Raw genomic sequence first — 25,182 nt, forward strand, 5'->3', positions numbered from 1 at the left:
CCGCGTGGGTCACCAGGCCTGGGTGAGGTCGGCGTGCTGCCGGACCCAGGCGTGCATGACGATCCCGGCGGCGACACCGGCGTTGATCGAGCGCGTCGTGCCGAACTGCGCGATCGAGACGACCAGCGACGCCGCCTTCTGCGCCTCGGCCGACAGCCCCGGCCCCTCCTGGCCGAAGAGCAGGACGCACTCGCGCGGCAGTTCGGCGGTCTCGATGGGCTGCGACCCGGGCGTGTTGTCGACGGCGACCACGGCGAGTCCCTCGGCGGCGGCGAAGGTCAGCAGCCCGGAGACGTCTTCGTGGTGGAGAAGGTGCTGGTAGCGGTCGGTCACCATGGCGCCGCGCCGGTTCCAGCGCCGCCGTCCGACGATGTGCACGGCGGCCGCGGCGAACGCGTTCGCCGTCCGGACAACGGTGCCGATGTTGTGATCGTGCTGGAAGTTCTCGATCGCGACGTGGAACGGGTGCCGTCGGCCGTCCACATCGGACACGATGGCCTCTCGCCGCCAGTAGCGGTACTGGTCGACGACGTTGCGGCGGTCCCCGTTGGCCAGCAGTTCGGGGTCGTACCGCTCGTCCGCGGGCCACTCACCCTCCCACGGGCCGACGCCGACCTCTTCCCGCGCCACCCATTCGGTGGGGCCGGCCTCTTCCTCAGTCACCGGGTGATTGTCACTCAGCCCATGCTGACGCGGTGCGCCGGTGCGTCGCCGTCGTGGTCGCGGTGCCGCCAGCGCTGGACCGTGCCGACGTAGGAGACGATCACGGTCGCCATCGCGATCACGACGACCAGCGGCAGCGTCGAGCGCGGGAACACCGTGTCGTAGAGGTAGTAGGCGTTGAAGCCGCCGGGCAGGTCGCCGAGGCCCTGCAGGTGGCGGAAGTAGTTCTCCGCCGCCGTCAGCGGACATGGCCAGGGGAAGACGTTGACGAGAACACCCCATGCGGCGAAGAACACATGCACGAAGATCACCTTCGGCCACCGCCACGCGAGAAAACCACCGAATCCGATGAACAGCAGCGCGAAAATGTGCACCGCGACTGTCACGTTCGCCAGGAAACCCGCCACCTCAAGCCCCCTTTCACACCCCTACCAGCGACGTTACCCCTCTCGTATTGAGAAACGCTCACGAAAAAACGGGGCATCCTCCGTTCGCACGGAGGATGCCCCGTTCGGGACGTTTTAGTCAGGACAGTCCGAGATCGTCCTTGTTCAGAATGTAACGGTATTCGAGGCCTTCCTTCTCGATGGCCTCGCGCGCTCCGGTGTCCCTGTCGACGACTGTCGCGACGCCGACCACGTTCGCGCCGGCCTCGCGCAGCGCCTCGACGGCGGTGAGCACGCTGCCGCCGGTGGTCGAGGTGTCCTCGACGGCCAGCACACGCTGTCCCAGCACCTCGACGCCTTCGATCCGGCGCTGCATGCCGTGCTCCTTGACGGCCTTGCGGACCACGAACGCGTCGAGCACGACGCCGTCGGTGGCCGCGGAGTGCAGCATCGCCAGCGCCACCGGGTCCGCGCCGAGGGTCAGGCCGCCGGCGGCGACGTAGTCCCAGTCGTGAGTGAGCTGGCGGAGCAGCTTCCCGATGAGCGGCGCGGCCGCGTGATGCAGCGTCGCCCGCCGAAGATCGATGTAGTAGTCGGCTTCCTTGCCGGAAGACAACGTCACCTTGCCGTGCACGACGGCCAGTTCGCCGACCAGTCTGGCCAGTTCGAGTTTCGCCGCTTGATCAACCCCGGGGTACGCCACGGCCGAGAGTCTTACACACGCCCGGCCGGGCGCCCCCGGGGTGTTTGCCCCAGTGTGCTCAGTCACTGCCGGTCGTCGCGGCGTCCACGGGCTGCCCGCAGGTCGCCGCCCAGGCCGGGACCAGGGTCGCCGCCAGCGCGAGCGCCGCCGCGATCCCGATGATGGACAGGTAGATCAGCGGCGAACCCATCGGCAGCAGCGAATCGGCCGCCACCAGGCAGAACGGGACGATCGCGCCCGCCGAGACGACCGTGCCGAGCACGATCCCGATCAGCGCGACGAGCCCGCCTTCGAAGCCCGCCATCCGCAGCACCTGAGCCCTGGTCGAACCGGTGAGCCGCTGGAGCCCGAATTCGCGGCGCCGCCGCATCGTCGCCATCACCAGCGTGTTGGCCACCGAAATCACCGTGTAGGCGATGATCATCCCGACCATCAGGTAGTTCACCCAGGCGCCGACGGCCTGGTCCTTCGCGTGCGCCGCGACGAGCGCGTCCCGGTCGCCGACGGACACCGGCTGCCCGGCCGTCGTCTCGCGAAGCCGTTCGGTCAGCACGGCCGGGTCGACGCCCGGAGCCGCGCGGACGAGCATCTGCTGGGCGAGTCCGGCGGTGGTGTGCGGCGCCAGCAGGCTCGCCGGGAGCAGCATGCTCTCGAAGCCGGGGCGCTGGCTGGTCACCGCGACGACCTTGACGTCGACCTTGGCGCCGTCGCCGAGCCTCAGGCTCAGCGTGTCGCCGATGCCGCGGCCGAAGTCCTTCGCGTAGACGTCGGGGAGCGCGATGGTGGCGCCGGTCAACGCCTTCAGGTCGCCCTGGGTCACCTTCGTGTCGGTGGTCGCTCCGGCCCCGGACGCGGTGAGGCCGATCGCCGGGCGCCCGTCGTCGGAGCGTTCGTACGGCACCTCCATGAACACGCTGCTCGTCACGTACTCGGACGCTCCGGCCACCCCGGGCACCGACTGGATCCGCTGGACCAGGTCAGGAGACAGCCCGGTCCCGTGCGGCGCGCCGATCACGGCGTCGGCGCGGACGTCCTCGGTGAACGCCTGGTTCGCCAGTTCCTGCTGTGTGGTCTGCAGGTAGATGTTCGCGGTCGCGATCCCGACGGCGAGCATGATCGGGGTGACCGCGCCCGCCGCCCGGACGATCCCGGCACGGGTGTTGAGCACGGCGAGCCGGGCGTCGATGCCGCCGAGCAGGCGCATCGGCCACTGCAGGATCGCCGTCATCACCTTCGCGACGCCGGGGGTGATCATCGCGACGCCGAGCGCCCAGAGGATCACCGCGGGCCCGGCGGTGCTGGCCGCGATCGGACCGGTCATCACCGCGACGGTCACGATGGCCAGCGCGGTGCCGCCACCGAAACAGAGGGCGGCGAGGACGAAGCGCGTCGGCGTCAGCCAGCGGCGGGTGACGGCGGCTTCGGCGAGCGCCTCGGTCGGCCGGATCTTCCCGGCCCGGCGGCCCGCCACGAAGGCGGCGATGAACACCGCGAGGATCGCGGCACCCGCGCCGACAACCGACGGCAGCCACCCTTGGTAGAACCGCAGAACCTCGGGCACGACACCGTTTTCGACCAGCTGCCCGAACAGCCACTCACCGAGGAACGGGCCGAAGGCGGCGGCGAGCGCGGTGGCGAGCAGGCCGACGGCCAGCGCCTCGCCGAGCACCATGCGCCGCAGCTGGCGCGGGGTGGTGCCGATCGCCCGCATCAACGCGAGTTCCCGCGAGCGCTGCTGGGTGGACAGGCTCAGCGTGCTCGCGACGACGAACATCGCCACCATCACCGAAAGCCCGCCGGACACCGCGGCGATGACGATCAGGTTGGACCCGCTCGACTCGGCCTCGGGGAATTCCGCGACACCGCGGTCGATCCCGCTCAGGACGGTCGCACCCGTCGCGGCCGCGGCGACGCTTTCCCGGACCGCCTCGATGTCGGCGCCCGGCTCGGTGAAGACGCCGATGACGTCGGCCTTCCCCGGATAGCCGGAAAGCCGTGCGGCGTCGGCGGCGGAGAAGAACACGCCTGCCCGCGTGATCGAACGCGGCGCGGCGGCGACCCCGGCCACCCGGAACGTGTCGATCTCGCCCCGCGCGGCGATCTCGACGCGATCGCCCGGCTTCAGCCCCGACGTCGACTCGACGACGACCTCGCCCGCGCCGGGCGCGGTACCGGCTGTCAGCGCGTACGGCGTCAACGCGGCGGAATCCCAAGCGTGGCCGAGGGCCTGCCGTCCGTTCGCCGCGAGCGGGATGCTCACTTCGCCGACGACGTCCGAGACGCCGGGCACGGAACGCAAGCGCGAGACGAGACCGTCGTCGAGCCGGACGCGCTCGGGCAGCCGCGCGTCCTCGAATTTCCGGTCGTCGTCGGGTTCGAGAGTGGCCGGGTCCTTCTTGGGCAGTTCGAAGGTCTGGCCGCCGGTGACGACGATCGGGACGGCCGCGAGGCGTTGCGGTTCCGCGTTGCCGCGGATCCCGGTCTCCATCAGGCCACCGCAGGACGCGACGATCAGCGCGCCGAAGAAGACGGCGACGAAGGTGCCGATGAATCCGCCCTTGCGCAGGCGCAGGGTCCGGAAAGCGAGTCGCAGCATCACACAGCCGCCGCGTGAACCGGTCGGCCCCAGGCACCCAGGTGGGTCATGCGCTCCGCGACGACGTCCGCCGTCGGCGCGTGCAGTTCGTCCGCGATCCGGCCGTCGGCCAGGAAGATGACACGGTCGGCGTAGGAGGCGGCCATCGGATCGTGCGTCACCATGATCACCGTCTGGCCGGTCGTCCGGACCGAATCGCGCAGCAGTCCGAGGACCTCGGCGGCGGTCCGCGTGTCGAGCGCGCCGGTCGGCTCGTCGGCGAAGACCACCGCGGGCCGGGTGACCAGCGCCCGCGCGATCGCGACGCGCTGGGCCTGACCACCGGAGAGTTCGCCGGGAAGATGCTTGCGGCGCCCGGAAAGGCCGACGCGGGCGAGCATCTCCTCGACGACGCGGCGGTCCGGCTTGGCGCCGGCGAGCTGCTGCGGAAGCGTGACGTTCTGCTCGACGGTCAGCGCGGGGAGCAGGTTGAAGGCCTGGAAGATGAAGCCGACCCGGTCGCGGCGCAGCTTCGTCAGCTTCGTCTCGCTCATCCCGGCCAGCTCCTGCCCGTCGAGTACGACGGACCCCGACGTCGGCCGGTCCAGTCCGGCCGCGCAGTGCAGGAAAGTGCTCTTGCCCGAGCCCGAAGGGCCCATCACCGCGGTGAAACCGCCGCGCGGGAACGCCAGCGTCACCCCGTCCAGGGCGACGACGCCCTTGCCGTATTCCTTGCGGACGCCGTCGAGCCGGACCGCGTCACCGTTCCACCCAGTGTTCATGGGAAAACCCTAGGAATCCCCGGTCGAAAGCACCCTGGGGCGAGCGTGCGTCTCGGAGGTAGGGCGCTCCCTACCTCAGCGGCTCAGCGTGCCGCGCCGGTCTTGGCGTCCACGGTGACCTTGTGCTCGACGCCCTTGCCGTCGCGGAGCCCGATCTCCCAGACGAGGGTGCCGTCGGCCGCGCGGTCGATCTCCATCTCGTCGAGTTCACCGGGCTGACGCTGCTGCGCGGTTCGCAGTGCCTTGACCGCGTCGACGTCCGCCTGCCCGACCTTCGCCAAGTCGTCGCTCGGCTTCGCCGTCTGCTGCTCGCCGAAGACCTGACCACCGTCCCGGCTCACGCGCACTTTGTGTTCCTGCCCGTGTGACGCGACCTTGATCTCCCAGGCGTCGTTCCCCGGCTCGACGTCGAACACCCGCCCGTCGGATACGGCGCCCGCCGCCGCTTGGATCGCCTTGACCGGCTGGGTGCCTTCCTTGCCGGGCGCCGGTGCGGCCGGGCCGGGCGGCTGCTCGGTGGAACAGGCGGCCAGCGCCAACGTCAGTGCCCCGGCGGTGACAAGACGTGAGGACTTCATGATCCACACATACCCGCGCGGAGCAGGTCCAAACCCTCATGCCTCAGGTGCGGCCCTTGCCGCCGAAACCGCCGCCGAGCCGCCGCAGCACCGCCCTCGGCAGCAGGCCACCGATCGCGACGACCGCCTTGTACTGCAGGCTCGGCACCGAGATCACCTTGCCGCGACGCAGATCCGTGAGCGCTTCGTCCACGACCTGGTCGACGCCGAGCCAGAACGCCTTGGGGCCTGGCCGGTCCAGCCCGGCCCGCTCGTGGAACTCGGTGGCGGTGAAGCCGGGACAAAGCGCCATCATGCGGACGCCCTTCGGCAGGGAGGCCGCGATGCCTTCGGTGAACGACGTGACCCAGTTCTTGCTGGCCGTGTACGTCGAACCGCGGCCGCTGAAGAAACCGGCGACCGAGCTGACATTGATGATCGCGCCCTCGCCGCGGTCGATCATCGCGGGCAGCGCGGCGCGGGTCAGGCGCAGAACGGCGGTGACATTGACGTCGAGCTGACGCTGCAGCGCGTCCGGCGGAATGGTCCAGAAGTCGCCGTTGAGGCCGAATCCGGCGTTGTTCACCAGGAGGTCGACCGGCTCGCCGGCCAGCCGGGCCTCGACCAGCGCGCGTCCGTCCACTTCGGACAGATCGGCTGGCAGGACGACGACGTCGACACCGTGCGCCTCGACCAGTTCCGCGGCGAAGGCCTCCAGTCTGTCGACGTCGCGGGCGACGAGTACGAGGTCGTACGCCTCGGCGGCGAGCCTGCGCGCGAACTGCGCGCCGATGCCTGCGGTGGCGCCGGTGATCAGTGCGGTGGGGGTCATATCCGGAACCTACTCTCCAGTCGGGTGGTTTCCTCGCCGAGACGGCGAGCGGTGGACGTCACCCTCAGTGGGGACCTGACGTGCGACGACTTCGGTCGGGAAGTATCGTCCCGGCCCATGGGGAAGCACAGCAGGCGCAAGCCGAGCTATCTGCCCAAGGTCGCGGCCGGTGCCGCGCCGCTGGCGTTGTTGCTCGCCGGCCCGGCCACCTCGCTCGCCGCGCAGGCCGACCAGGCGATCCCGCTCGGCAGCGTCCCGCTGCCCCTCGACCACCAGCGCGAAGGCAGCCTCGATCGCGGCATCGGCGCCACCAGCGAAGGGGACACGACCGTCCTTCGCGGCTTCGTGACCAGCACTGAACGGAATGTCTACAGCAAGGACCTCGGCGGCGCCAAGGTCGTCGCGGACGTCCGCCGGTCGGCGAGCGAAAGCGTCGAGACCCGCGACGGCGTCACCGTCCGGCCGGACAAGGTCGGCGCCCTCGCCGCGTCGAAGACCGCCCAGACCCTCACCCAGGGCCAGCGGGACACGATGAAGCTCGATCCTCACGGCAGCGTCGTCGCCGGGAACGAGACCAAGGTCGAGCGGAGCGCGGCACGGCTGACGGAGGCCGCCCTCGACCCTCGCACCGGCACGCCCTCCTTCGTCACCGAAGACGGCCGCGCGCTCGGCGCGTCCGAAGGGACTTACCACGCCGTCCGCCCGATGCCCGGGTTCGGCGTGATCACCGAGACCGAACAACACGCCGGTGGCGAAGTCGACAGGGCCCTCCGGCTCGACGGCGGTTTCTCCGGCGACCTCGGCGGCACGCTGGAGGCCGGGCGGTCTTCCGGGCACGCCGTCGACCTCGGCGATCTCGCCGCCGTCGGGACGACGTCGGCGCAGCACGGCGGCGGCCGGTTCAAGGGTGTGCTGCCCCTGGACGCCGGTACCGGCACCGACTTCGGCCAGGAACACGCGTTCGGCGGCAACGCCGGTCCGGTGAGCGGGCTGGTGACGACCGGTCAGGACGCGGGGCTCACGCAGCACGGCGCCGTGCTGACCGGATCCGGCGCCAACACGATCAGCGGGGACCTCGGCGTCGACGAGGTCGCGCGCGTCCACGGCGCCACGACGTCTTCGATCCGCGGGGTCCTGCCGACCGTCGATCCCGCCCAGGCGGGGCACGTGACGCAGTCCGGGACGCTCGACGTGACGGTGCTCGGCAAGCCGACGCACACCGGCGTCACCACCGGGGCACTGCCGCTGGAACTCAGGCAGTCCTAGCCTTTGGGCTCGATGTCGTCGGCTTCTTCGGCCTGCCAGTGGCGGCCGGGGGTCGGGGCGTTGTTGTACTCCTCGTCGAACGGGTCGACGATGTCGGCGATCTCGCCGAGGTCGCGCAGCAACCGCTCCAGCCGCGAAGGTCCGGCGTTCGGGGCGACACTCGCGAGCACCCACTCGTTCTCCAGCCACGCCACGCCGACGTCGCCGCCGAGCGAATCGGCCGCGTCGACGAGTTCCTGCGTGATCACCTTGCGGGCGCCTTCGGAGTCGTCCGCGAAGGCGTAGCGCTGACCGATCGGGCCGAGCATCTCGGGCATGTCCTGCCGCTGGAACGGCACGCTGGACAACCACATCTCCAGCGGCGTCTCGTGCACGCGGTTGCAGCGCACGGCGACCACGACCGCCGGGATCTGGCCCTCGGTCTCGATGTCGAAGATGAAGACGGGACGCCGTCCGTCGGAGGTGAAGGTGGACCCGGCCACGACGTTGACCGCCGCCTGCGCGCCGAAGTACCCGATGGCCCCGCCGGACCACTGCCGCGGCAACCGCTCGTCCTCTTCGACGAACTGCCAGCCGCGCAGCTCGGCCCAGCGCATTCGCTCGCGATTGCGCGAGCCCTCCTTCGCCCGGTCGGCCGCGAGCAGCCCCAGCCCCGCCACCAAGGCGACGGCGGCGACGACGAACCAGATCCACGCCGGAATACCCACGACGGTCAGGGTATCCCCCTGCGCTCACCGGATGTGATCGCCGGGCGCCGTGTCGCGCCACCCCTTTCGGTGCCGCGGCCCGAATACGGGCTGAAAGGTCGACAAATCGCTGTGTCGCCAACGCTATGAACGGGACTTTCCTGGTCGGGGCGCGGGGCTGAAGGGCGCTTTCCCCGCATCGCATGAGGGGAAAGCGCCCTTCGCCGCGTGAGATGAGGGGAAAGGGCCCTTCAGCCCCTCCGGTCACTCCACCCGGGTGACCGTGAGGGCCTCCGACGCCTCCTGGGCCGGGATGTCCACCCGGACCGTGTCGCCGTCGCGGACCTCACCGGCCAGCAACTGTTTCGCCAGCTTGTCGCCGATCGCCGACTGCACCAGCCGCCGCAGCGGCCGCGCGCCGTAGATCGGGTCGAAACCGTTCAGCGCGAGCCATTCGCGTGCCGCGGCGGTGACGTCCAGCGTCAGGCGGCGCCGCGACAGCCGCGAGGCGAGCCTCGCGATCTGGATGTCCACAATGGACGTCAGCTCGTCGGTGCCGAGCGCGTGGAAGACCACGATGTCGTCCAGCCGGTTCAGGAACTCCGGTTTGAACTGCCGCTGCACGACCGCCATCACCGCGTCGTTGCGCTGCCGCTCGTCGAGCGCCGGGTCGGCGATGGCCTGCGAGCCGAGGTTCGAGGTCAGCACCAGGATCGTGTTGCGGAAGTCCACCGTGCGGCCCTGGCCGTCGGTGAGCCGTCCGTCGTCGAGCACCTGCAGGAGCACGTCGAACACGTCCGGGTGGGCCTTCTCGACCTCGTCCAGCAGCACCACCGAATACGGCCGCCTGCGCACCGACTCGGTCAGTTGCCCGCCCTGGTCGTAGCCGACATAACCCGGCGGCGCCCCGACCAGGCGCGCCACCGAGTGCTTCTCGGCGTACTCGCTCATGTCGATCCGCAGCATCGCGCGCTCGTCGTCGAACAGGAACTCCGCCAGCGCCTTCGCCAGCTCGGTCTTGCCGACACCGGTGGGGCCGAGGAACAGGAACGAACCGGTCGGCCGGTCGGGATCCGCGACGCCCGCCCGGGTGCGGCGCACCGCGTCCGAGACGACCTGCACGGCCTCCTTCTGCCCGACGACCCGCTTGCCCAGCTCCTCCTCCATCCGGAGCAGCTTGCCCGTCTCGCCTTCCAGCAGCCGTCCCGCCGGGATGCCGGTCCACGCGCTGACCACGTCCGCGACGTCGTCCGCGCCGACCTCCTCCTTCAGCATGACGTTCTGCTGGCTGACCTCGCTGGCGGCCGTCGCGGCCTCGAACTCCTTCTCCAGCGCGGGAATCCGGCCGTAGCGGAGTTCGGCGGCCTTGCCGAGGTCGCCGTCGCGTTCGGCGCGTTCGGACTCGCCGCGCAGCTGCTCCAGCTGCCCCTTGAGTTCGCGGACGCGCTCGATCGAGCCCTTCTCGTTCTGCCAGCGCGCTGTCAGCGCCGTCAGCGTCTCCCGCTTCTCGGCCAGTTCCGACCGCAGCACGGCGAGCCGTTCCTTGGAGGCGGCGTCGTCCTCTTTGGACAGAGCCATCTCCTCGATCTCCATCCGGCGCACGGCGCGCTCGACCTCGTCGATCTCGACGGGCCGCGAGTCGATCTCCATCCGGAGCTTGGACGCGGCCTCGTCGACCAGGTCGATCGCCTTGTCCGGCAGGAACCGGGCGGTGATGTAGCGGTCGGACAGCGTCGCGGCGGCGACCAGGGCGGCGTCGGTGATGCGCACCCCGTGGTGCACTTCGTACCGCTCCTTGAGCCCGCGCAGGATGCCGATCGTGTCCTCTGTGGACGGTTCGCCGACCAGTACCTGCTGGAAGCGCCGCTCCAGCGCGGCGTCCTTCTCGATGTGCTGGCGGTACTCGTCGAGCGTGGTCGCGCCGACCATCCGCAGCTCACCGCGGGCCAGCATCGGCTTGATCATGTTGCCCGCGTCCATCGCGCCCTCGCCGGTCGCGCCCGCGCCGACGATGGTGTGCAGCTCGTCGATGAAGGTGACGACCTCGCCCGCCGAGTCGGTGATCTCCTTGAGCACGGCCTTCAGCCGCTCTTCGAACTCGCCGCGGAACTTGGCGCCCGCGACCATCGAACCGAGGTCCAGCGCCACGACCCGCTTGCCGCGCAGGGACTCGGGCACATCTCCGGCGATGATGCGCTGGGCGAGCCCCTCGACGATGGCGGTCTTGCCGACGCCGGGCTCGCCGATCAGCACCGGGTTGTTCTTCGTCCGGCGCGAGAGCACCTGCACCACGCGGCGGATCTCGGTGTCGCGGCCGATCACCGGGTCCAGCTCGCCCGCGCGGGCACGCTCGGTCAGGTCGACGCCGTACTTCTCCAGCGCCTTGAACGTGCTTTCCGGATCCGGGCTGGTGATCCGCGCGGAGCCGCGGACCTTGGCGAACGCCTCACGCAGCGCGTCCGGGGTGGCGCCGTGCCGTTTGAGCAGGTCGGCCACCGGGCCGCCTTCGGTGGCGAGTCCGACGAGGAGGTGCTCCGTCGAGACGTACTCGTCGCCCAGTTCGGTCGCGAGCTTCTGCGCGTGCGTCAGCGCCTTGACCGCGTGCGTGTCGAACTGCGGGCTCGACACGGTGGCGCCGGTCGCCGACGGCAGCGCCGCGATCAGTGGTTCCAGCTCCTTGTGCACCAGCCCGGGGTCGGCCCCGACCGCGGTCAGCAGCGGCGCGGTGAGCCCCTCACCCTGCGCCAGCAGGGCGCCGAGCAGATGCGCGGCCGCGACGTGCGGATTGCCGGCCATCGTGGCCGCCTGCGCCGCCGACGAGATCGCCTGCTGGGTCTTCGTGGTCGGGTTGAAAGCGTCCATCCCTCACCTCGTACTAGGTCCTGCGAAGTTCTTCTCGACTCGTACAACGTCAGAAAAGTTGAGTCTGTTCCGCTCAACCCTGAATTCGTCATCCTCCAGTCGGCGAGACGGCCTCCGCGGGCAGGCGCGGGCCCACCCTGCCGAGGCCGACGACGGCCGCGCAGGCGCACGCGGCCACGAGCACCCACGGGATCCAGACTGCCACGGAGAACAGCGCGACGATGGTCGGCGCGATCACCGCGGCGAGGGTGAAGGCATATTGGAAGGCCGCCAGATACCGTCCCCGCGCCTCCGGCGGCGCCGCCGCTTCGGCCAGCGCCCCGGACCGCGGCCCGAAGGCGAGATCGCCCGCGGCCAGCACGAGGGTCACCCCGAGCAGGTACACCGGCTGGAAGACCTTCGGCACGAACACCACGCCGAGGCACGCCAGGCACCACACCGCGAACAACGCCGAGCCCGCGCGCATCGCGGCGATCCGGGTCATCCCGCGGGTGACCCGCAACGCGACGACACCACCCAGACTGGTGACGACGGTGAGCAGCGCGATGATCGCGCCGGGCAGCCACCGCGGCCCCTGCAGCGTGTTGAAGACGTACACCGGCATCCCGATGAGGAAGAAGTCCATGGTGAGCGCGAAGAGCCCGCTGAACACGATCAGCGCGAGATAGGGGCGATTCCGCCAGACCCCGGCCGACCCGGACAGGCGGCGCGCCTGCCGGGGGACCGGCGGGACCAGGGTCGAGAGGATGGCCGCGGCGACGACGAACGTGAAGACGTCGACGATCACGGCGACGTACAGGCCCTCGCGTCCGATCCAGACCAGCAGTCCGCCCGCCGCGAGTCCGCCCAGCCCGAAGCCCGCGGAGCGCACCATCGCGGCTTCGGCGAAGGGCCGGTCCTTCGGGCCTTCGCCCGCGACGTCGGCGATGAGCGAGAACTGCGAGCTGTAGAACAGCTGTTGTCCGGCCGCGAGCATGACCGAAGCGCCGACGACGCCGGCGAACCCGGCGGCGGGCAGGAACGCACCCGCCCCGGCGGCCTGCAGGAGATGGGAGCAGATCATCACGGTGCGCGGGCCGAACAGATCGACGAGCCGCCCCGCGAGTGCGGGGACCAGCAGACCGGCGAGTGCACCGAGAGTGACCGCCGCCCCCGCTTGGGCGAGGGGCAGACCGACCACCCGGATGACGAAGACGAGGCCCAGTGGGAGGAAGAGTCCCGAGCCGAAGTTGTCGATTCCCAAGGCGACCAGCAACGCGACCCGGCTTCGCACGAACACCGACGTTACCGGGGTGACAGCGCTACGAAAGGTCCGTTCAGTCAAGACCGGCGGGTAGGTATGGGGGCGTCAGACCTCGCATGTCCGCACGGACAGAACGGCGCGGATGTCCGCGTTCATCTCGGCCAGTCGCGTGGTCAGGTCGACGACCTTCTCCTCGGTCCAGTCACCGAGCGCACGCTCCATGAAGTCCAGGTAGCCCGCCCGCCTGCGGTCCAGTTCCGCGTGCCCCCGCTCGGAGAGACTGATGATCGACGCGCGGCCGTCCTCGGGCGCGGGACGACGGTCGATCATCCCGGCCGCGGACAGCTGGGAAAGCTGACGGCTCACCACCGAAAGGTCCACGAAGCGCCGTTTGGCCAGTTCCGACGGGCGCGCTTCACCGTGCTTCGCCAGATCGGACAGCAGCATCGCGGCGGCCGGATGCAGACCGGGATCGTCCTGCCACGCCTGCATGATCCAGGCGTGCTGCAACTGGGAGGCGGCCTTCAACTCGCGCATCAGGTCGACCCTGGCGTCGTCGGCGGAGCTCATCGATGCCTCCTCGGTACTTGTACGATACAACTTTATTCGGGGACGCTTGCGTAAGGCAACTATTTACCTCGTGAGATCGCCCACTACCACCCGGATTCCGGTACACCCGTCCGGAGCAACGATGCGGGCAAAAGGGCTCGCGGCAGCTAGTCTCGCGGACGAGCCGGAAGCAGCCAGACCGGCGGACAGCCACTGACCGGAGAGGTGAATGATCCGTGAATTCTTCTCCAGTGGTCACTCTTCCGTGAATCAGCGGAACCCCCTTTCGGTATGCACTTCCCGAGCAGCGACCCCCAGCCCGTGACAGCCGACGCGGTCAGCCCGGTTCCCCGCTCCTCGGCGCCGAGGGAAGCCCCGCCCGCGGTCACCGCGATGGTGCGGCTCATCCGTGACACCTGGGCGAAGTCGGAGCCGTTCATCCCGGAGATCTCCCAGTTCTTCTACGGGATGCTGTTCACCCTCGCGCCGGCCACCCGGGACTTCTTCCCGATCAACATGGAGGTCCAGCGCGGCAGGCTGGTGCGCGCACTGGTCCACATCGTCCAGATGGTCGACCGGCCGGACGATCTGGTGCCGTTCCTGACCCAGCTCGGCCGCGACCACCGCAAGTTCGGCGTCATCCCCCGGCATTACGAGGCCGTCGGCACGGCGCTGCTCGCCTCGCTCAAGAACCATCTCGGTCCGGACTGGACACCGGAGGTCGAGCGGGCCTGGGCGGAGGCGTTCACCATCGTCGCCCGCGCGATGCAGGAGGCCGCCGCGGCCGACGTGAACCCGGCGTCGTGGTCGGCCACCGTGCTGGAGCACCGGCGGCTCACCTGGGACCTCGCCCTGGTCCGCGTCCAGCCCGAGTTCCCGGTGCCGTACCAGCCGGGTCAGTACATGAGCGTCGAAGTGCCGCAGCGGCCGAGGCTCTGGCGCTACCTCTCCCCGGCGAACGCGCCGCGCGAGGACGGCGGCATCGAGTTCCACGTGCGCGCCGTCGACGGCGGCTGGGTGTCCCGCGCCATCGTGAGTCACACGCAGCCGGGCGACGTCTGGCGGCTCGGCCCACCACTCGGCAGGCTTTCGGTCGACCGGACCGACGGCCGCGACGTGCTGATGATCGCGGGCGGCACCGGTGTCGCGCCGCTGCGCGCCATTTTGGACGACCTCGCGCAGTGGGGCGAGAACCCGAAGGTCTGGCTGTTCTACGGTGGACCGTCGCGTGAGGACCTTTACGACCTCGACGAGTTGCGCGCCCTCGCCGCCACGAACCCGTGGCTCACCGTCACCCCGGTGGTCGAACGCGGTGAAGAAGCCCCCGGCTGCGAACAGGGCACGCTCGCGGAAGCCGTTACCCAGTACGGATCCTGGCCCGGCCACCGCATCCTCGTATCCGGCTCGCCCACGATGATCCGGGCGACGGTGTCCAGGATGCTCGTCGCCGGCAGCGCGCTCGACCAGATCGCGTACGACCCCTTCACCATCGACTGACAGCCTTTCCCGCTGCACGAATGCGATTCCACAATAGGGATCAGCCGACGGCCGCGTATCGTTACGCTACTCGCTAATCACGGAGAAGCACCACCCGATCGGCGGATCACGCTTTCGTGTCGACCTGGCGAAAAGCACTGGTGGACAATGAAATCCGCGTCGCATGATCACCTTTACCGTGCGACAGACGAGGTTTACGGCGCGTATACCGTTTGCTCCGTTCGAGCGGGAAACAACGATTCTTGGATCCTTTTACGACGGTCGGGCATACAGTCGAGAACCTTCGGGGGAACACGAGCACGATGACATCGGGTCTGGAGAATATGCCCGATCCAACTGGAGAAAATCGTTCACCCATGACTGCCGAAACAGTGAAGTACGAACATCCACCGAGTTCGTCGAGATCTTCGCCGCCGGTTCCCGTCCCTCCCTTGATCGAGGCACCCGCGGCGGACAAGACCGTCCAGATGGCCAAACTCATCCGGGAGAGTTTCGCCGCCGTCGAAGCCAAAGCCGAGGAGCTTTCCCAGTACTTCTACGGGGTGCTCTTCTCGGTTTCGCCGGATGCCAGGGCGTTGTTCCCGATCAACATGGCCACCCAGAGAAACCGATTGCTGCGTGCCCTCGTCTACGTCGTACAGATGGTCGACCGGCCCGACGAACTGACCACGTTCCTCGGCCAGCTCGGCCGGGATCACCGGAAGTTCGACGTCCTCGGCCGCCATTACGACGCCGTCGGCGTCGCGCTGATCGCCGCGCTGAAACGGTTCTTGAAGGACGACTGGACGCCCGAGGTCGAAGACGCCTGGGTCACCGCGTACGGCGTCATTTCCAAGAGCATGCGGGAAGCCGCGGGCAAGGAGATCGGGCCGGCGTGGTGGAAGGCGACGGTGCTCGAACACCGCCGCGTCTCCCGCGACGTCGCCGTCATCAGGGTGCGCACCGATCAGCCGCTCCCGTACCGGGCCGGTGGCTACGTCAGCGTCGAGGTCCCGCAACGGCCACGGATGTGGCGGTACTTCTCGCCCGCGACCGCGCCGCATGACGACGGGACGATCGAGTTCCACGTGCACGCCGTGCGCGGCGGCTGGGTCTCGCGCGCGATCGTCCACCACACTCGGGTCGGCGACGTCTGGCGCCTCGGCCCGTCACTCGGCGCGCTTTCGGTGCACCACACGGAAAGCCGTCCGCTGCTGATGATCGGCGGCGGCACCGGGGTCGCCCCGCTGCTCGCGCTGATCGACGACATGTCGCGCTGGCGGCACAACCCGCCGGTGCACCTGTTCTTCGGCGGCAGGCGGCCGGAAGACCTGTACGCCCTGGACGACCTCCGCGGGCTGACCGTCACCTGCCCTTGGCTCACGGTGACCCCGGTGACCGAGGAAGGGACCATCGCCGGAGGCGACCGCGGCACCCTGGCCATGGCGGTCACGCAGCGCGGTAACTGGCGAGAGCGCGACGTCTACGTCGCCGGGTCGCCGTCGATGATCCGCGCGACGATCGCGAAACTGCTCGCCGGCGGGACGGACCTGGAGCGGATCAAGTACGACCCCTTCACCTTGGACTGAGCAGACGAACCGTTCGTATTAGGCCGATCGGCCGTTCCACCTGGGCTCAACGCACCAGTAGGTCAGTGAATCATTGACCACCGGTCACCGACGGATTTATGGTCTAGACCACATTGCTCCCCCTCACGGGAACACCGTCGTTCCATCCCAGGAGCCGGCATGACCGTCAAACGTAAGCTCATGGCAGCCGCCGCCGGTGCGGTTCTCGCCCCGATCGCCATCGTGGCCATCCCGCAGGTGGCCAGCGCGCACGGCTACGTGCTGTCGCCGCCCAGCCGTCAGGCGAACTGCGCACAGGGCAAGGTGTCCGGGTGCGGCAGCATCGTCTACGAACCGCAGAGCGTCGAAGGCCCCAAGGGGCTCCGCAGCTGCAACGGCGGACTTCCGCAGTTCGCGCAGCTCAACGACGAATCGAAGTCGTGGCCCGCCGCGTCGGTCGGCAGCAGCGTGACCTTCAACTGGAAGTTCACCGCCTACCACCGGACCACGAACTACGAGTACTACATCGGCGGCACCAAGATCGCCGACATCAGCGGCAACAACTCCGCGCCGAAGGACCCGACGTCGCACACGGTGAACCTGAGCGGTTTCAGCGGCCGCCAGAAGGTGCTGGCCATCTGGAACATCGCGGATACGCCGATGGCCTTCTACAGCTGCATCGACCTGCAGATCGGCGGCGGCAACCCACCCACCACCAGCAACCCGCCGACCACGTCGAATCCCCCGACCAGCACCACCACGCCCACCACCAGCACTCCGCCCGCGGGCGGCACCTGGGCGGCAGGGACGGCCTACGCGGTCGGCGACACGGTGACCTACGGCGGCGCGGGCTACCGCTGCCAGCTGGCGCATACCGCGATCCAGGGCTGGGAACCGCCGAACACCCCGGCGTTGTGGACGCGTCAGTGAAGCTCGCCCTCGTTCTCGTCGCCGGTCTCGTGGCCCTCGCGGGCTGCGGGGCCGGCGATGGCTCACCCACCACCGCCGGTGCCCCGCTCTCGCCGGTTCCCCAGTCGGCGGCGGGCGCCCCGGCGTCCGCGGAGTACAACGACGCCGACGTGATGTTCCTGCAGATGATGATCGCCCACAACAGCCAGGGCATCGAGATCGTCAAGCTGGTACACACAAAACAGGCGCAGCTACAGCCGCTGAAGGACCTCTCCGCCGCCATCGAGGCGACGCAGCAGACCGAGAGCTCCGACATGCGGAACTGGCTGAAGTCCTGGGGGAAGCCCGAGACAGGCTCGATGGATCCGAACGCGCATCACCACCACGGTGGCGACGGACTCACGGACAAGGGGCTGCTCGAAGCGCTGTCCAAAAAGGACGGCAAGGAGTTCACCCTGGACTTCGTGGACATCCTCGTCGCGCACCAGCACAACGGCGTCGCGCTCGCGCGGACCGAGCTGAAGGACGGCAAGAACCCGGAATCGAAGGCACTGGCCCAGCGGATCATGGACTCGCGCACCGGTGAGGTCCAGCAGCTGCGGACCCTGGTCCCCGGCCAGTAGAACGCGTTTCGTCCTCTGGATGCGTTATGCATTCAGAGGACGAAACGCGTTCTAGCCGCGGCGCTTGGGTTTCCAGACCACGAGGGCGGTCTGCTGCCGCAGGGGCACGAGGTCCTTGCGGTAGGAGGCGTGCACGGCCGCGGCCGTCTGTTCGGCGGCGGTGTACGCGGCCGCGAGTTCCTCGGTCAGTTCGGCGATCCGGTCCCGCAGCGCGTCGACCTGGTTCTCCAGCTCGATGATCCGCTTGATGCCCGCGAGGTTGACACCGTCCTCTTGGGACAGTCGCTGCACTTCGCGCAGCAACGCGATGTCCCGCATGGAATAGCGCCGTCCGCCACCGGAGGTCCGGCCCGGCGACACGAGACCCTGCCGGTCGTAGGACCGGAGGGTCTGCGCGTGCAGGCCGGAAAGCTGCGCCGCCACCGAGATGACGAACACCGGGGTGTCTTCGTCCGCACCGTGCGGCAGCCCGCCGAACATCCTGCTCACCTGCCTTCGAGAAGTTCGGTGATCTCCGGTCGCGGGTCGTGTTCGGCCATGGCGTCCGCGTAGGCCTCCAGGGCCTCACGGGCCTTGTCGTCCAATTTGGACGGAATGGCCGCCTGCAGGGTGACCAGCAGATCGCCCTGCGCGCCGTCCCGCTTCGCGATTCCCTTGCCGCGCACACGAAGTACCCGACCACTCGCCGTGCCCTGCGGCACCTTCAGCGACACCTTGCCCTCGAGGGTCGGCACGGTGATCGTGCCGCCGAGGGCCAGTTCCGTGAAGGACACCGGCACGGTGATGGTCAGGTCGAGGTTCTGCCGCCCGAAGACCGGATGCGGGGCGACGTGCACGCGGACGTACAGGTCGCCCGGCTGCGCGCCGCCGCGGCCCGGTTCACCCTGGCCGGCGAGCCGGATCCGCTGGTCGTCGGCGACGCCCGGCGGGATCCGCACGGTCAGCGTGCGGGTGCGGGTGCTGACGCCCTCGCCCGCGCATTCCGGGCAGGGCTCGTCGATGATCGAGCCGCGGCCGCGGCAGTCGCGGCACGGCTCGGAGAACGCGAACGCGCCCTGGCTCCGGCTGACCAGCCCGCTGCCCTGGCAGGTCGAGCACGTCCGCGGGGAAGTCCCCGGTTTCGCGCCGTTCCCGCCGCAGGTGGAACACGTCGCCGGGCTCGACAGCCGCAGCGGCAGGGTCGCCCCCTTGACCGCCTCGGTGAAGTCGATCCGGACGTCGGTCTCCACGTCCGTGCCGCGCTGCGGCCGGTTCGCCGTGGCACCGGCGGCGCCGCGACGGCCGAAGAGGCCGCCGAGGATGTCACCGAGCCCGCCGAAGCCGCCCTGCTGCTGACCGGCCTGGCCGAAGATGTCGCCGACGTCGAAGCCACCCGCGCCACCGCCGCCACCCGGGAAGCCGAAGCCGCCGGGACCGCCGGAGCCGAAGAGACGCCGGGCCTCGTCGTATTCCTTGCGCTTGGACGTATCGGAAAGCACGCCGTATGCCTCGGAGACCGCCTTGAACTTCTTCTCCGCCTCCGCGTTGCCCGCGTTGGCGTCGGGGTGGTTCTCCTTGGCCAGCTTGCGATAGGCCTTCTTGATCTCGTCCGGGGTGGCATCGGAGGAGACGCCCAGCTCACGGTAGAAGTCCTTACCGATCCATTCTCGTGCACTCACCGAACGTCTCCTCCTTTCACGCCGTTTCGCCGATCAGCGGTTGTTCTCATCGAAAAGTTCGCCCTCGAGCGGCAGCTCGCCGCCGACGGGCGGGTCCACCGGAGCGGCTTGCGCCTCCGGTGCGGGGGCGGCCGCGGGGGCCGCGCCCGGTTCGTGATCGGTGACCCCGACCAGCGCGGCACGCAGCACGCGCTCGCCGAAGCGGTAACCGCGGCGCATGACCGTGGTGACCGTCGGGCCCGCGACGTCCGGCGACGTGCTGTGCTGGACGGCTTCGTGCACGCTCGGGTCGAAGTCCTCGCCCTCGGTGCCGAACGGCTCGAGGCCCGACCGCTGCAGGCTGCCGACCAGCTTCTCGCCGACGGCCTTGAAGGCACCGGTCAGATCGCCGTGCTGCTCCGCGCGCTCGAGGTCGTCGAGCAGCGGGAGCAGGTCACCGACGACCGACGCCTTCGCGGCGGCGACGACCTGCTCGCGGTCGCGGTCCACGCGTTTGCGGTAGTTGGCGTACTCCGCCTGGAGCCGCTGAAGGTCGGCGGTGCGCTCCGCCAGCTCCTTCTCCAGACCGGTGGCCACCGATACCGAATCGTCCACAATGGAGTCCCCGAGGCCGGGGCCCGCGTGCGCCGGTTCGGGCGCCGCGGGCTCCTCGGTCGGAGCGGCGTGCTTCGGGCCGTCCTGGGGCTCGGCCGCCGGGGCGGCCTGGCGGACCTCACCGGTCAGCGGATCGATCCGCCGACGGTCCCGCACGACCACCGGTTCGTCCGGGCCCCGGCCCTCGGTTTCGTCGTAGCGTTCGGTCACTTCTTGTCCTTCTCGTCCTCTTCGACGATCTCGGCGTCGACCACGTCGTCGGCCTTGGCCTGCGAACCGGTACCCGCGCCGGCGGTGCCGGTCGCGCCTTCACCGGCGGCACCCTCGGCCGCGGCACCGCCCGCGTTGGCGTAGAGCGCGGTGCCCAGTTCCTGCGAAGCGGTGTTCAGCTTCTCGATGGACTCGCGGATCTTCGCCGAGTCGGTGCCCTTGAGCGCCTCGTTGGCCTCGTCGATCGCGGACTTCACCTTGCCCTTGAGGTCGTCGGGCAGCTTGTCCTCGTTGTCCTTGACGAACTTCTCGGTCTGGTAGACGAGCGTCTCGGCCTGGTTGCGGGTCTCCGCCTCCTCGCGACGCTTCTTGTCCTCCTCGGCGTGCGCCTCGGCGTCCTTGACCATGCGCTCGATGTCGTCCTTCGGCAGCGCGGAGCCACCGGTGATCGTCATCGACTGCTCCTTGTTCGTGCCGAGATCCTTCGCGGTCACGTGCACGATGCCGTTGGCGTCGATGTCGAAGGTGACCTCGATCTGCGGCACGCCACGCGGGGCGGGCGGCAGGCCGGTCAGCTCGAACATGCCGAGCTTCTTGTTGTGCGCCGCGATCTCGCGCTCACCCTGGAACACCTGGATCTGCACCGACGGCTGGTTGTCGTCCGCGGTGGAGAAGATCTCCGAACGCTTGGTCGGGATCGTGGTGTTGCGCTCGATGAGCTTGGTGAACACGCCGCCCTTGGTCTCGATGCCCAGCGAAAGCGGGGTCACGTCGAGCAGCAGGACGTCCTTGACCTCACCCTTGAGCACACCGGCCTGCAGCGCCGCGCCGACCGCGACGACCTCGTCCGGGTTCACGCCCTTGTTCGGCTCGCGACCGCCGGTCAGCTCCTTGACCAGTTCGGCGACGGCGGGCATCCGGGTGGAACCACCGACGAGTACGACGTGGTCGATGTCGCCGACGGCGATCCCGGCGTCCCGGATGACGTTGTTGAACGGCGCCTTGGTGCGGTCCAGCAGGTCCGAGGTGATCTTCTGGAACTCGGCGCGGGAGAGCTGCTCGTCGAGGAACAGCGGGTTCTTGTCCGCGTCCACGGTGATGTACGGCAGGTTGATGCTGGCGGAGTTCGAGCTGGACAGCTCGATCTTCGCCTTCTCCGCCGCCTCGCGGATGCGCTGCAGCGCCATCTTGTCCTTGGTCAGGTCGATGCCGCTGGACGACTTGAACTTGTCGACCAGCCAGGTGACGATGCGCTCGTCCCAGTCGTCACCACCGAGGTGGTTGTCACCGGAGGTCGCGCGGACCTCGACGACGCCCTCGCCGATCTCCAGCAGCGAGACGTCGAACGTGCCGCCACCGAGGTCGAAGACCAGGATGGTCTGTTCCTTCTCGCCCTTGTCGAGGCCGTACGCCAGCGCCGCCGCGGTGGGCTCGTTGACGATGCGGAGCACGTTCAGGCCGGCGATCTGCCCGGCCTCCTTGGTGGCCTGCCGCTGCGCGTCCTCGAAGTAGGCCGGGACGGTGATGACCGCGTCGGTGATGGTCTCGCCCAGGTACGCCTCGGCGTCGCGCTTGAGCTTCATCAGCACCCGGGCGCTGATCTCCTGCGAGGTGTAGGCCTTGCCGTCGATCTCGGTCTTCCAGTCGGTACCGATGTGCCGCTTGACCGACCGGATGGTCCGGTCGACGTTCGTCACGGCCTGGTTCTTCGCCGGCTGACCTGTCAGCACTTCGCCGTTCTTGGCGAAGGCGACGATGGACGGGGTGGTGCGTGAACCTTCCGAGTTGGCGATGACCGTCGGCTCGCCGCCCTCAAGGACAGCGACGACCGAGTTGGTCGTGCCGAGGTCGATGCCGACCGCTCGCGCCATGGTGTGTTCCTCCTGCTATTCGTGACCTGCACGTTCACGCCCACCTTGAGTGGGCGCCACGCAAGTTCTATCGGGATGGTGCGGCTTCCGTCAAGCTGGACTTGAGCCGCCTGCACTCAACCTTGTACCCGGCTCAACGAGCGACCCGGGCGTCTTGTTCCCGGCCTACCGGCAGACCGTGCCCGGAGCCGGTGTGACCCCGCTCACCAGGTACTTCACCTCTTCGGTGCGCACGCAGCCCGAGTTGAGCAGCCCCGTGTGCCCGTATCCGGCGTCGACCAGCAACGTCGAGTTCTCGATGTTCCGCGCGAGCCCCTTCGCCCACACCAGCGGCGTCGCCGGATCGTGTTCGCCGCCGACCACGAGGATCGGCGCCGCGCCCCGCACGTGCTGTGGCCGCGGCAGGTACGCGGAGGCCACCGGCCAGCCCGCGCAGCCGCTCGCCATGTCCCAGAACTCGGTGTAGCGCCAGCTGTGCGGCGCGAGGGCCTTCACCAGCCCCTGCATCGCCTTCATGTCGGCGTAGGAGGTGAAGGGCGAGCCGAAGTCGTGGCAGCCGATCGCGCGGTACGCGCCGTACGACGGGTCCAGCTGCGAGTAGGGCAGCAGCCCGTCCGCGTTCCCCGCCCTCGCGGCTTCGACCGCCTTCGCCAGGTCCGGCCAGAACATCGGCAGGATGATCGAGCCGTACAGGCCGGCCGCCATCTCCTCGGCGGTCACGTTCCGCCCGAGTTGCTTCGACGGGACACCGCCGGGGGTGCGCATGAGGGCGTCGTAGGTCGCGATGACGTCCTTGCCGCGAAGCACGCACTCAGCCGACGTCGTGCACCACTTCGCGAAGTCGTTCAGCGCGCTTTCGGTCGCGATGGCCTCGTCGAGGACCGCCTGCCGCGTCGGCCGGGAGTGGTCGACGGCCCCGTCGAGCACCATCGCCCGGATCCGCTTCGGGTACTTCTCCGCGTAGACGGCGCCGAGTTCGGAACCGTAGGAGACACCGAGCCAGTTCACCTTCGGTTCGCCCAGGGCGATCCGGATCGACTCGATGTCGTCGGCGGCGCTCCAGGTGTCCACATGGGACAAACCCGGTCCTGTCCTCTTGAGACAGTCTTGACCGGAAGAGCGGTTGTGCGCGATGAGCTTTTCGTAGTCGGCACGGCTCTTCGGGAACCGGCTGACCGCGGGGTCGTGCAGATCCGGGCCGCAGATGATCGCGGGCTCGCTCTCCCCGACACCGCGCGGATCGAAGCCGATGATGTCGAACCGCTGCCGCGCCTCGGCCATTTCCGGTTTGTCCAGCGCGAAACCGCGACCGCCGTACTTGAGCACGGTGACCCCGGAGCCGCCCGGCCCGCCCGGGTTCGTCAGCAGGGAGCCGACGCGGCGCGCGGGATCGGTCGCGGGCAGTTTCGCCAACGCGATCGAGAACGCACCACCGCTCACCGGAAGGCTCGCGCATTCCAGTGTCGGCGCGTACTCGGTCGCGCAGGGCTTCCAGTCGATCCCGGGCGCGGCGGACGCGGGCAGCGCGGAAAGCGGCAGCAGGGTCAACGCCGTGAGCGCGGCGAGCGTCTTCATGCGGCCTTCACGGTGATCGAACCGGTGCCCGCCTGGAGATCCAGGACGTTCGGTGACGCCTGGTCCTGCCGTACGCCGCCGGTCTCGACGCCGCCGACCTCCGACTTCGCGCGAACCTGGTACGCGCCGTCCGGGACGGTGACGGTGATCTTGCCGACCTCGGCGTTCGCGGTGACCGCGCCGGGTTCGGCGAGCCCGACCTCGATGTCGCCGGTGCCGGTGCGCAGGTTCACCGGCCCGGAGGAACTCAGCACCGTGAGATCCCCGACGTCGCCGTGCAGATCGACCGACGCCGCGCGGGTGAGCGTGATCTTCCCGGTGCCGATCCCGCCGGAGATCGCCAGCTCACGCGGGACCACGACCTCGTAGTCCACGCCGCACTGGCTACAGCCGCCGAGTACCAGCGTGCCGTTCTCGACGCTGTGCGTCTTGCCGGGATGACGTCCGGTGTAGGTGACCTGGCGGTGCAGCGAAACCGGTGCGCCGTCCTCGACCCGGAGCGTCACCCCGCCGACCGGGACGTCGACCCGGATCGCGGTGATCTGCTCGGTGACGGGCGTGCCGTCGCTCAGCGTCTCGCGGCTTTCGCTTGTGCAGCCGACGATCCCGAAGGCCGTCAGCGCGCCGAGTGCGAGCGCGCCGAGGACGCGCTTCTCCTTGTTCCCCATGAGAAAGTGTTTCCCCCGATAAGTCCGTCAGGCCGCGTTGACCTTGACGCTTCCGCTGTCGGTGTTGAGATCGAGCTTGTGCGGGGCCGAACCGGACTGGTTCACGCCGATGTCGCGGCTGCCGCTGTCGGTGGTGCCGCTGACGTTGTAGTCGCCCGAGGGCACGGTGACCTCGATCGAACCGCTGTCGCTCCGGGCCGTGACGTCGGCGCTCTTGATCAGTTCGAGTTCGATGCGGCCGCTGTTGGCACGCGCTTCGACGTTGCCGCCGAGGCGTTCCCCCTTGATGGCGCCGGAAGCCGCCTGCACGGTGACGGCCTGCCCGATGTTCTTGAGCTCGACGCGGCCGGAGTCGGCCCTGACCTTCACCGTGCCCGGCACGTCACTGATCTCGACGCCGCCGGAGTCGACGGTGACATCCACAGTGGACGCTCCGGCGATGTCCAGTGATCCGGAGTCGAGCCTGCCCGAAACCGGGATGCCCGCCGGGACGATCACGTCGTACCGGACCTCGCAGCTGGTGCCGCAGCCGGCGAGGACGAGGGTGTCGCCCTCCACGCGGAAGGCGTCGCCCGGCTTGTTCCAGCGGTACGAGAACTCCTGGTGCACCTTCGCCGGCCCGCTGCCCGTGCGGATCTTGACGGAGCCTTCGTCGTTGTCGACCCGGACGCTCTTGATCGACTGGGTCAGCTCGGCGGTCGCCTCCGCGTCGGACGGCCACCACCAGCCGAGGCCGGTGAGGACACCGACGCCGATCAAGGCGATGCCTCCGATTGCGAGGAGTGGGCGCGCCATGGTCTTGAGTCCCTCCAGAGCAGGTTTTCGTGTGTCTCGACGCTAAGGCCAGCGCGCCGGGATGGACATAGGGGTAACCCCCGGATTCGTCCCTGATCCCGCACCGGGGTCCTCGGGGTCATAACCTGGCG

At 69.4% G+C, this 25,182-nt stretch carries 23 protein-coding genes; 5 read left to right on the forward strand and 18 right to left on the reverse strand.

Going from position 1 to position 25,182, the window contains the following annotated elements; all coding sequences use genetic code 11:
- Nucleotides 1–9: 9 nt before the first annotated feature.
- From L324_RS14065 to L324_RS14095, 7 genes are all read right to left on the reverse strand, one after another.
- Entirely contained in the window at nt 10–663 is a 654-nt protein-coding gene (locus L324_RS14065) for a TrmH family RNA methyltransferase (RefSeq protein ID WP_037307203.1), read from the reverse strand.
- Between the two features lie 14 nt (nt 664–677).
- A complete protein-coding gene (locus tag L324_RS14070; RefSeq protein WP_037307205.1) occupies nt 678–1,070 on the reverse strand; it encodes a DUF2784 domain-containing protein in 393 nt (130 codons plus the stop codon).
- Nucleotides 1,071–1,188: 118 nt separating this feature from the next.
- Nucleotides 1,189–1,752, reverse strand: coding sequence for an orotate phosphoribosyltransferase (gene pyrE, locus L324_RS14075; RefSeq protein ID WP_016338130.1), 564 nt, complete (start codon nt 1,750–1,752; stop codon nt 1,189–1,191).
- Nucleotides 1,753–1,810: 58 nt separating this feature from the next.
- The gene (locus L324_RS14080; RefSeq protein ID WP_037307208.1) at nt 1,811–4,348 is read right to left on the reverse strand and encodes an FtsX-like permease family protein; all 2,538 of its coding nucleotides are present in this window, start codon (nt 4,346–4,348) and stop codon (nt 1,811–1,813) included.
- On the reverse strand, nt 4,348–5,109 hold the full coding sequence (locus L324_RS14085; RefSeq protein WP_037307210.1) for an ABC transporter ATP-binding protein: 762 nt from the start codon (nt 5,107–5,109) through the stop codon (nt 4,348–4,350). The genes L324_RS14080 and L324_RS14085 overlap by 1 nt, the downstream gene beginning before the upstream one ends.
- An 83-nt stretch (nt 5,110–5,192) precedes the next feature.
- Nucleotides 5,193–5,687 carry a PepSY domain-containing protein gene (locus L324_RS14090; RefSeq protein ID WP_037307553.1) on the reverse strand — a complete coding sequence of 165 codons (495 nt, stop codon included), beginning with the start codon at nt 5,685–5,687 and terminating at the stop codon, nt 5,193–5,195.
- Between the two features lie 43 nt (nt 5,688–5,730).
- The gene (locus L324_RS14095) at nt 5,731–6,498 is read right to left on the reverse strand and encodes an SDR family NAD(P)-dependent oxidoreductase (RefSeq protein ID WP_037307212.1); all 768 of its coding nucleotides are present in this window, start codon (nt 6,496–6,498) and stop codon (nt 5,731–5,733) included.
- A 117-nt stretch (nt 6,499–6,615) separates the two neighbouring features.
- Between L324_RS14095 and L324_RS14100 the strand changes: the two genes are divergently transcribed.
- Entirely contained in the window at nt 6,616–7,764 is a 1,149-nt protein-coding gene (locus L324_RS14100) for a hypothetical protein (protein WP_037307213.1), read from the forward strand.
- Here L324_RS14100 and L324_RS14105 read toward each other — a convergent pair.
- The 4 genes from L324_RS14105 to L324_RS14120 form a co-directional block, all read right to left on the reverse strand.
- Nucleotides 7,761–8,471, reverse strand: coding sequence for a TtfA family protein (locus tag L324_RS14105; protein WP_037307215.1), 711 nt, complete (start codon nt 8,469–8,471; stop codon nt 7,761–7,763). The two genes, L324_RS14100 and L324_RS14105, sit on opposite strands and share 4 nt — an antisense overlap.
- A gap of 243 nt (nt 8,472–8,714) precedes the next feature.
- On the reverse strand, nt 8,715–11,312 hold the full coding sequence (gene clpB, locus L324_RS14110; protein WP_037307217.1) for an ATP-dependent chaperone ClpB: 2,598 nt from the start codon (nt 11,310–11,312) through the stop codon (nt 8,715–8,717).
- A gap of 88 nt (nt 11,313–11,400) precedes the next feature.
- Nucleotides 11,401–12,585 carry an MFS transporter gene (locus L324_RS14115; protein ID WP_037307555.1) on the reverse strand — a complete coding sequence of 395 codons (1,185 nt, stop codon included), beginning with the start codon at nt 12,583–12,585 and terminating at the stop codon, nt 11,401–11,403.
- 75 nt (nt 12,586–12,660) lie between these two features.
- Nucleotides 12,661–13,125 carry a MarR family winged helix-turn-helix transcriptional regulator gene (locus L324_RS14120; protein ID WP_037307219.1) on the reverse strand — a complete coding sequence of 155 codons (465 nt, stop codon included), beginning with the start codon at nt 13,123–13,125 and terminating at the stop codon, nt 12,661–12,663.
- Nucleotides 13,126–13,395: 270 nt separating this feature from the next.
- On the opposite strand from L324_RS14120, the gene L324_RS14125 reads away from it, so the two are divergent.
- The 4 genes from L324_RS14125 (at nt 13,396) to L324_RS14140 (ending at nt 17,680) form a co-directional block, all read left to right on the forward strand.
- The gene (locus L324_RS14125; protein WP_173426371.1) at nt 13,396–14,601 is read left to right on the forward strand and encodes a globin domain-containing protein; all 1,206 of its coding nucleotides are present in this window, start codon (nt 13,396–13,398) and stop codon (nt 14,599–14,601) included.
- A 467-nt stretch (nt 14,602–15,068) separates the two neighbouring features.
- On the forward strand, nt 15,069–16,169 hold the full coding sequence (locus L324_RS14130) for an FAD-binding oxidoreductase (RefSeq protein ID WP_037307561.1): 1,101 nt from the start codon (nt 15,069–15,071) through the stop codon (nt 16,167–16,169).
- A gap of 159 nt (nt 16,170–16,328) precedes the next feature.
- On the forward strand, nt 16,329–17,078 hold the full coding sequence (locus tag L324_RS14135) for a lytic polysaccharide monooxygenase (RefSeq protein WP_037307221.1): 750 nt from the start codon (nt 16,329–16,331) through the stop codon (nt 17,076–17,078).
- Nucleotides 17,075–17,680, forward strand: coding sequence for a DUF305 domain-containing protein (locus L324_RS14140; RefSeq protein WP_037307223.1), 606 nt, complete (start codon nt 17,075–17,077; stop codon nt 17,678–17,680). The genes L324_RS14135 and L324_RS14140 overlap by 4 nt, the downstream gene beginning before the upstream one ends.
- A gap of 51 nt (nt 17,681–17,731) precedes the next feature.
- Here L324_RS14140 and L324_RS14145 read toward each other — a convergent pair whose 3' ends face one another.
- The 7 genes from L324_RS14145 to L324_RS14175 form a co-directional block, all read right to left on the reverse strand.
- The gene (locus L324_RS14145; protein WP_037307565.1) at nt 17,732–18,160 is read right to left on the reverse strand and encodes a heat shock protein transcriptional repressor HspR; all 429 of its coding nucleotides are present in this window, start codon (nt 18,158–18,160) and stop codon (nt 17,732–17,734) included.
- Nucleotides 18,161–18,165: 5 nt separating this feature from the next.
- The gene (dnaJ, locus tag L324_RS14150; RefSeq protein WP_037307224.1) at nt 18,166–19,338 is read right to left on the reverse strand and encodes a molecular chaperone DnaJ; all 1,173 of its coding nucleotides are present in this window, start codon (nt 19,336–19,338) and stop codon (nt 18,166–18,168) included.
- Between the two features lie 33 nt (nt 19,339–19,371).
- Complete coding sequence (grpE, locus tag L324_RS14155; RefSeq protein ID WP_037307226.1) at nt 19,372–20,142, reverse strand: nucleotide exchange factor GrpE; 771 nt, start codon at nt 20,140–20,142, stop codon at nt 19,372–19,374.
- Nucleotides 20,139–22,013, reverse strand: a complete 1,875-nt coding sequence (gene dnaK / locus L324_RS14160) for a molecular chaperone DnaK (RefSeq protein WP_037307228.1) — start codon at nt 22,011–22,013, stop codon at nt 20,139–20,141. Before dnaK ends, grpE begins: the two co-directional genes overlap by 4 nt.
- A gap of 165 nt (nt 22,014–22,178) precedes the next feature.
- The gene (locus L324_RS14165; RefSeq protein ID WP_037307230.1) at nt 22,179–23,588 is read right to left on the reverse strand and encodes an alpha/beta hydrolase; all 1,410 of its coding nucleotides are present in this window, start codon (nt 23,586–23,588) and stop codon (nt 22,179–22,181) included.
- Nucleotides 23,585–24,256, reverse strand: coding sequence for a DUF4097 family beta strand repeat-containing protein (locus tag L324_RS14170; RefSeq protein ID WP_037307232.1), 672 nt, complete (start codon nt 24,254–24,256; stop codon nt 23,585–23,587). Before L324_RS14170 ends, L324_RS14165 begins: the two co-directional genes overlap by 4 nt.
- A 27-nt stretch (nt 24,257–24,283) precedes the next feature.
- The gene (locus tag L324_RS14175) at nt 24,284–25,051 is read right to left on the reverse strand and encodes a DUF4097 family beta strand repeat-containing protein (RefSeq protein WP_037307234.1); all 768 of its coding nucleotides are present in this window, start codon (nt 25,049–25,051) and stop codon (nt 24,284–24,286) included.
- Nucleotides 25,052–25,182: the final 131 nt, after the last annotated feature.

The organism is Amycolatopsis orientalis DSM 40040 = KCTC 9412 (genome assembly GCF_000478275.1).
Lineage (GTDB): Bacteria > Actinomycetota > Actinomycetes > Mycobacteriales > Pseudonocardiaceae > Amycolatopsis > Amycolatopsis orientalis.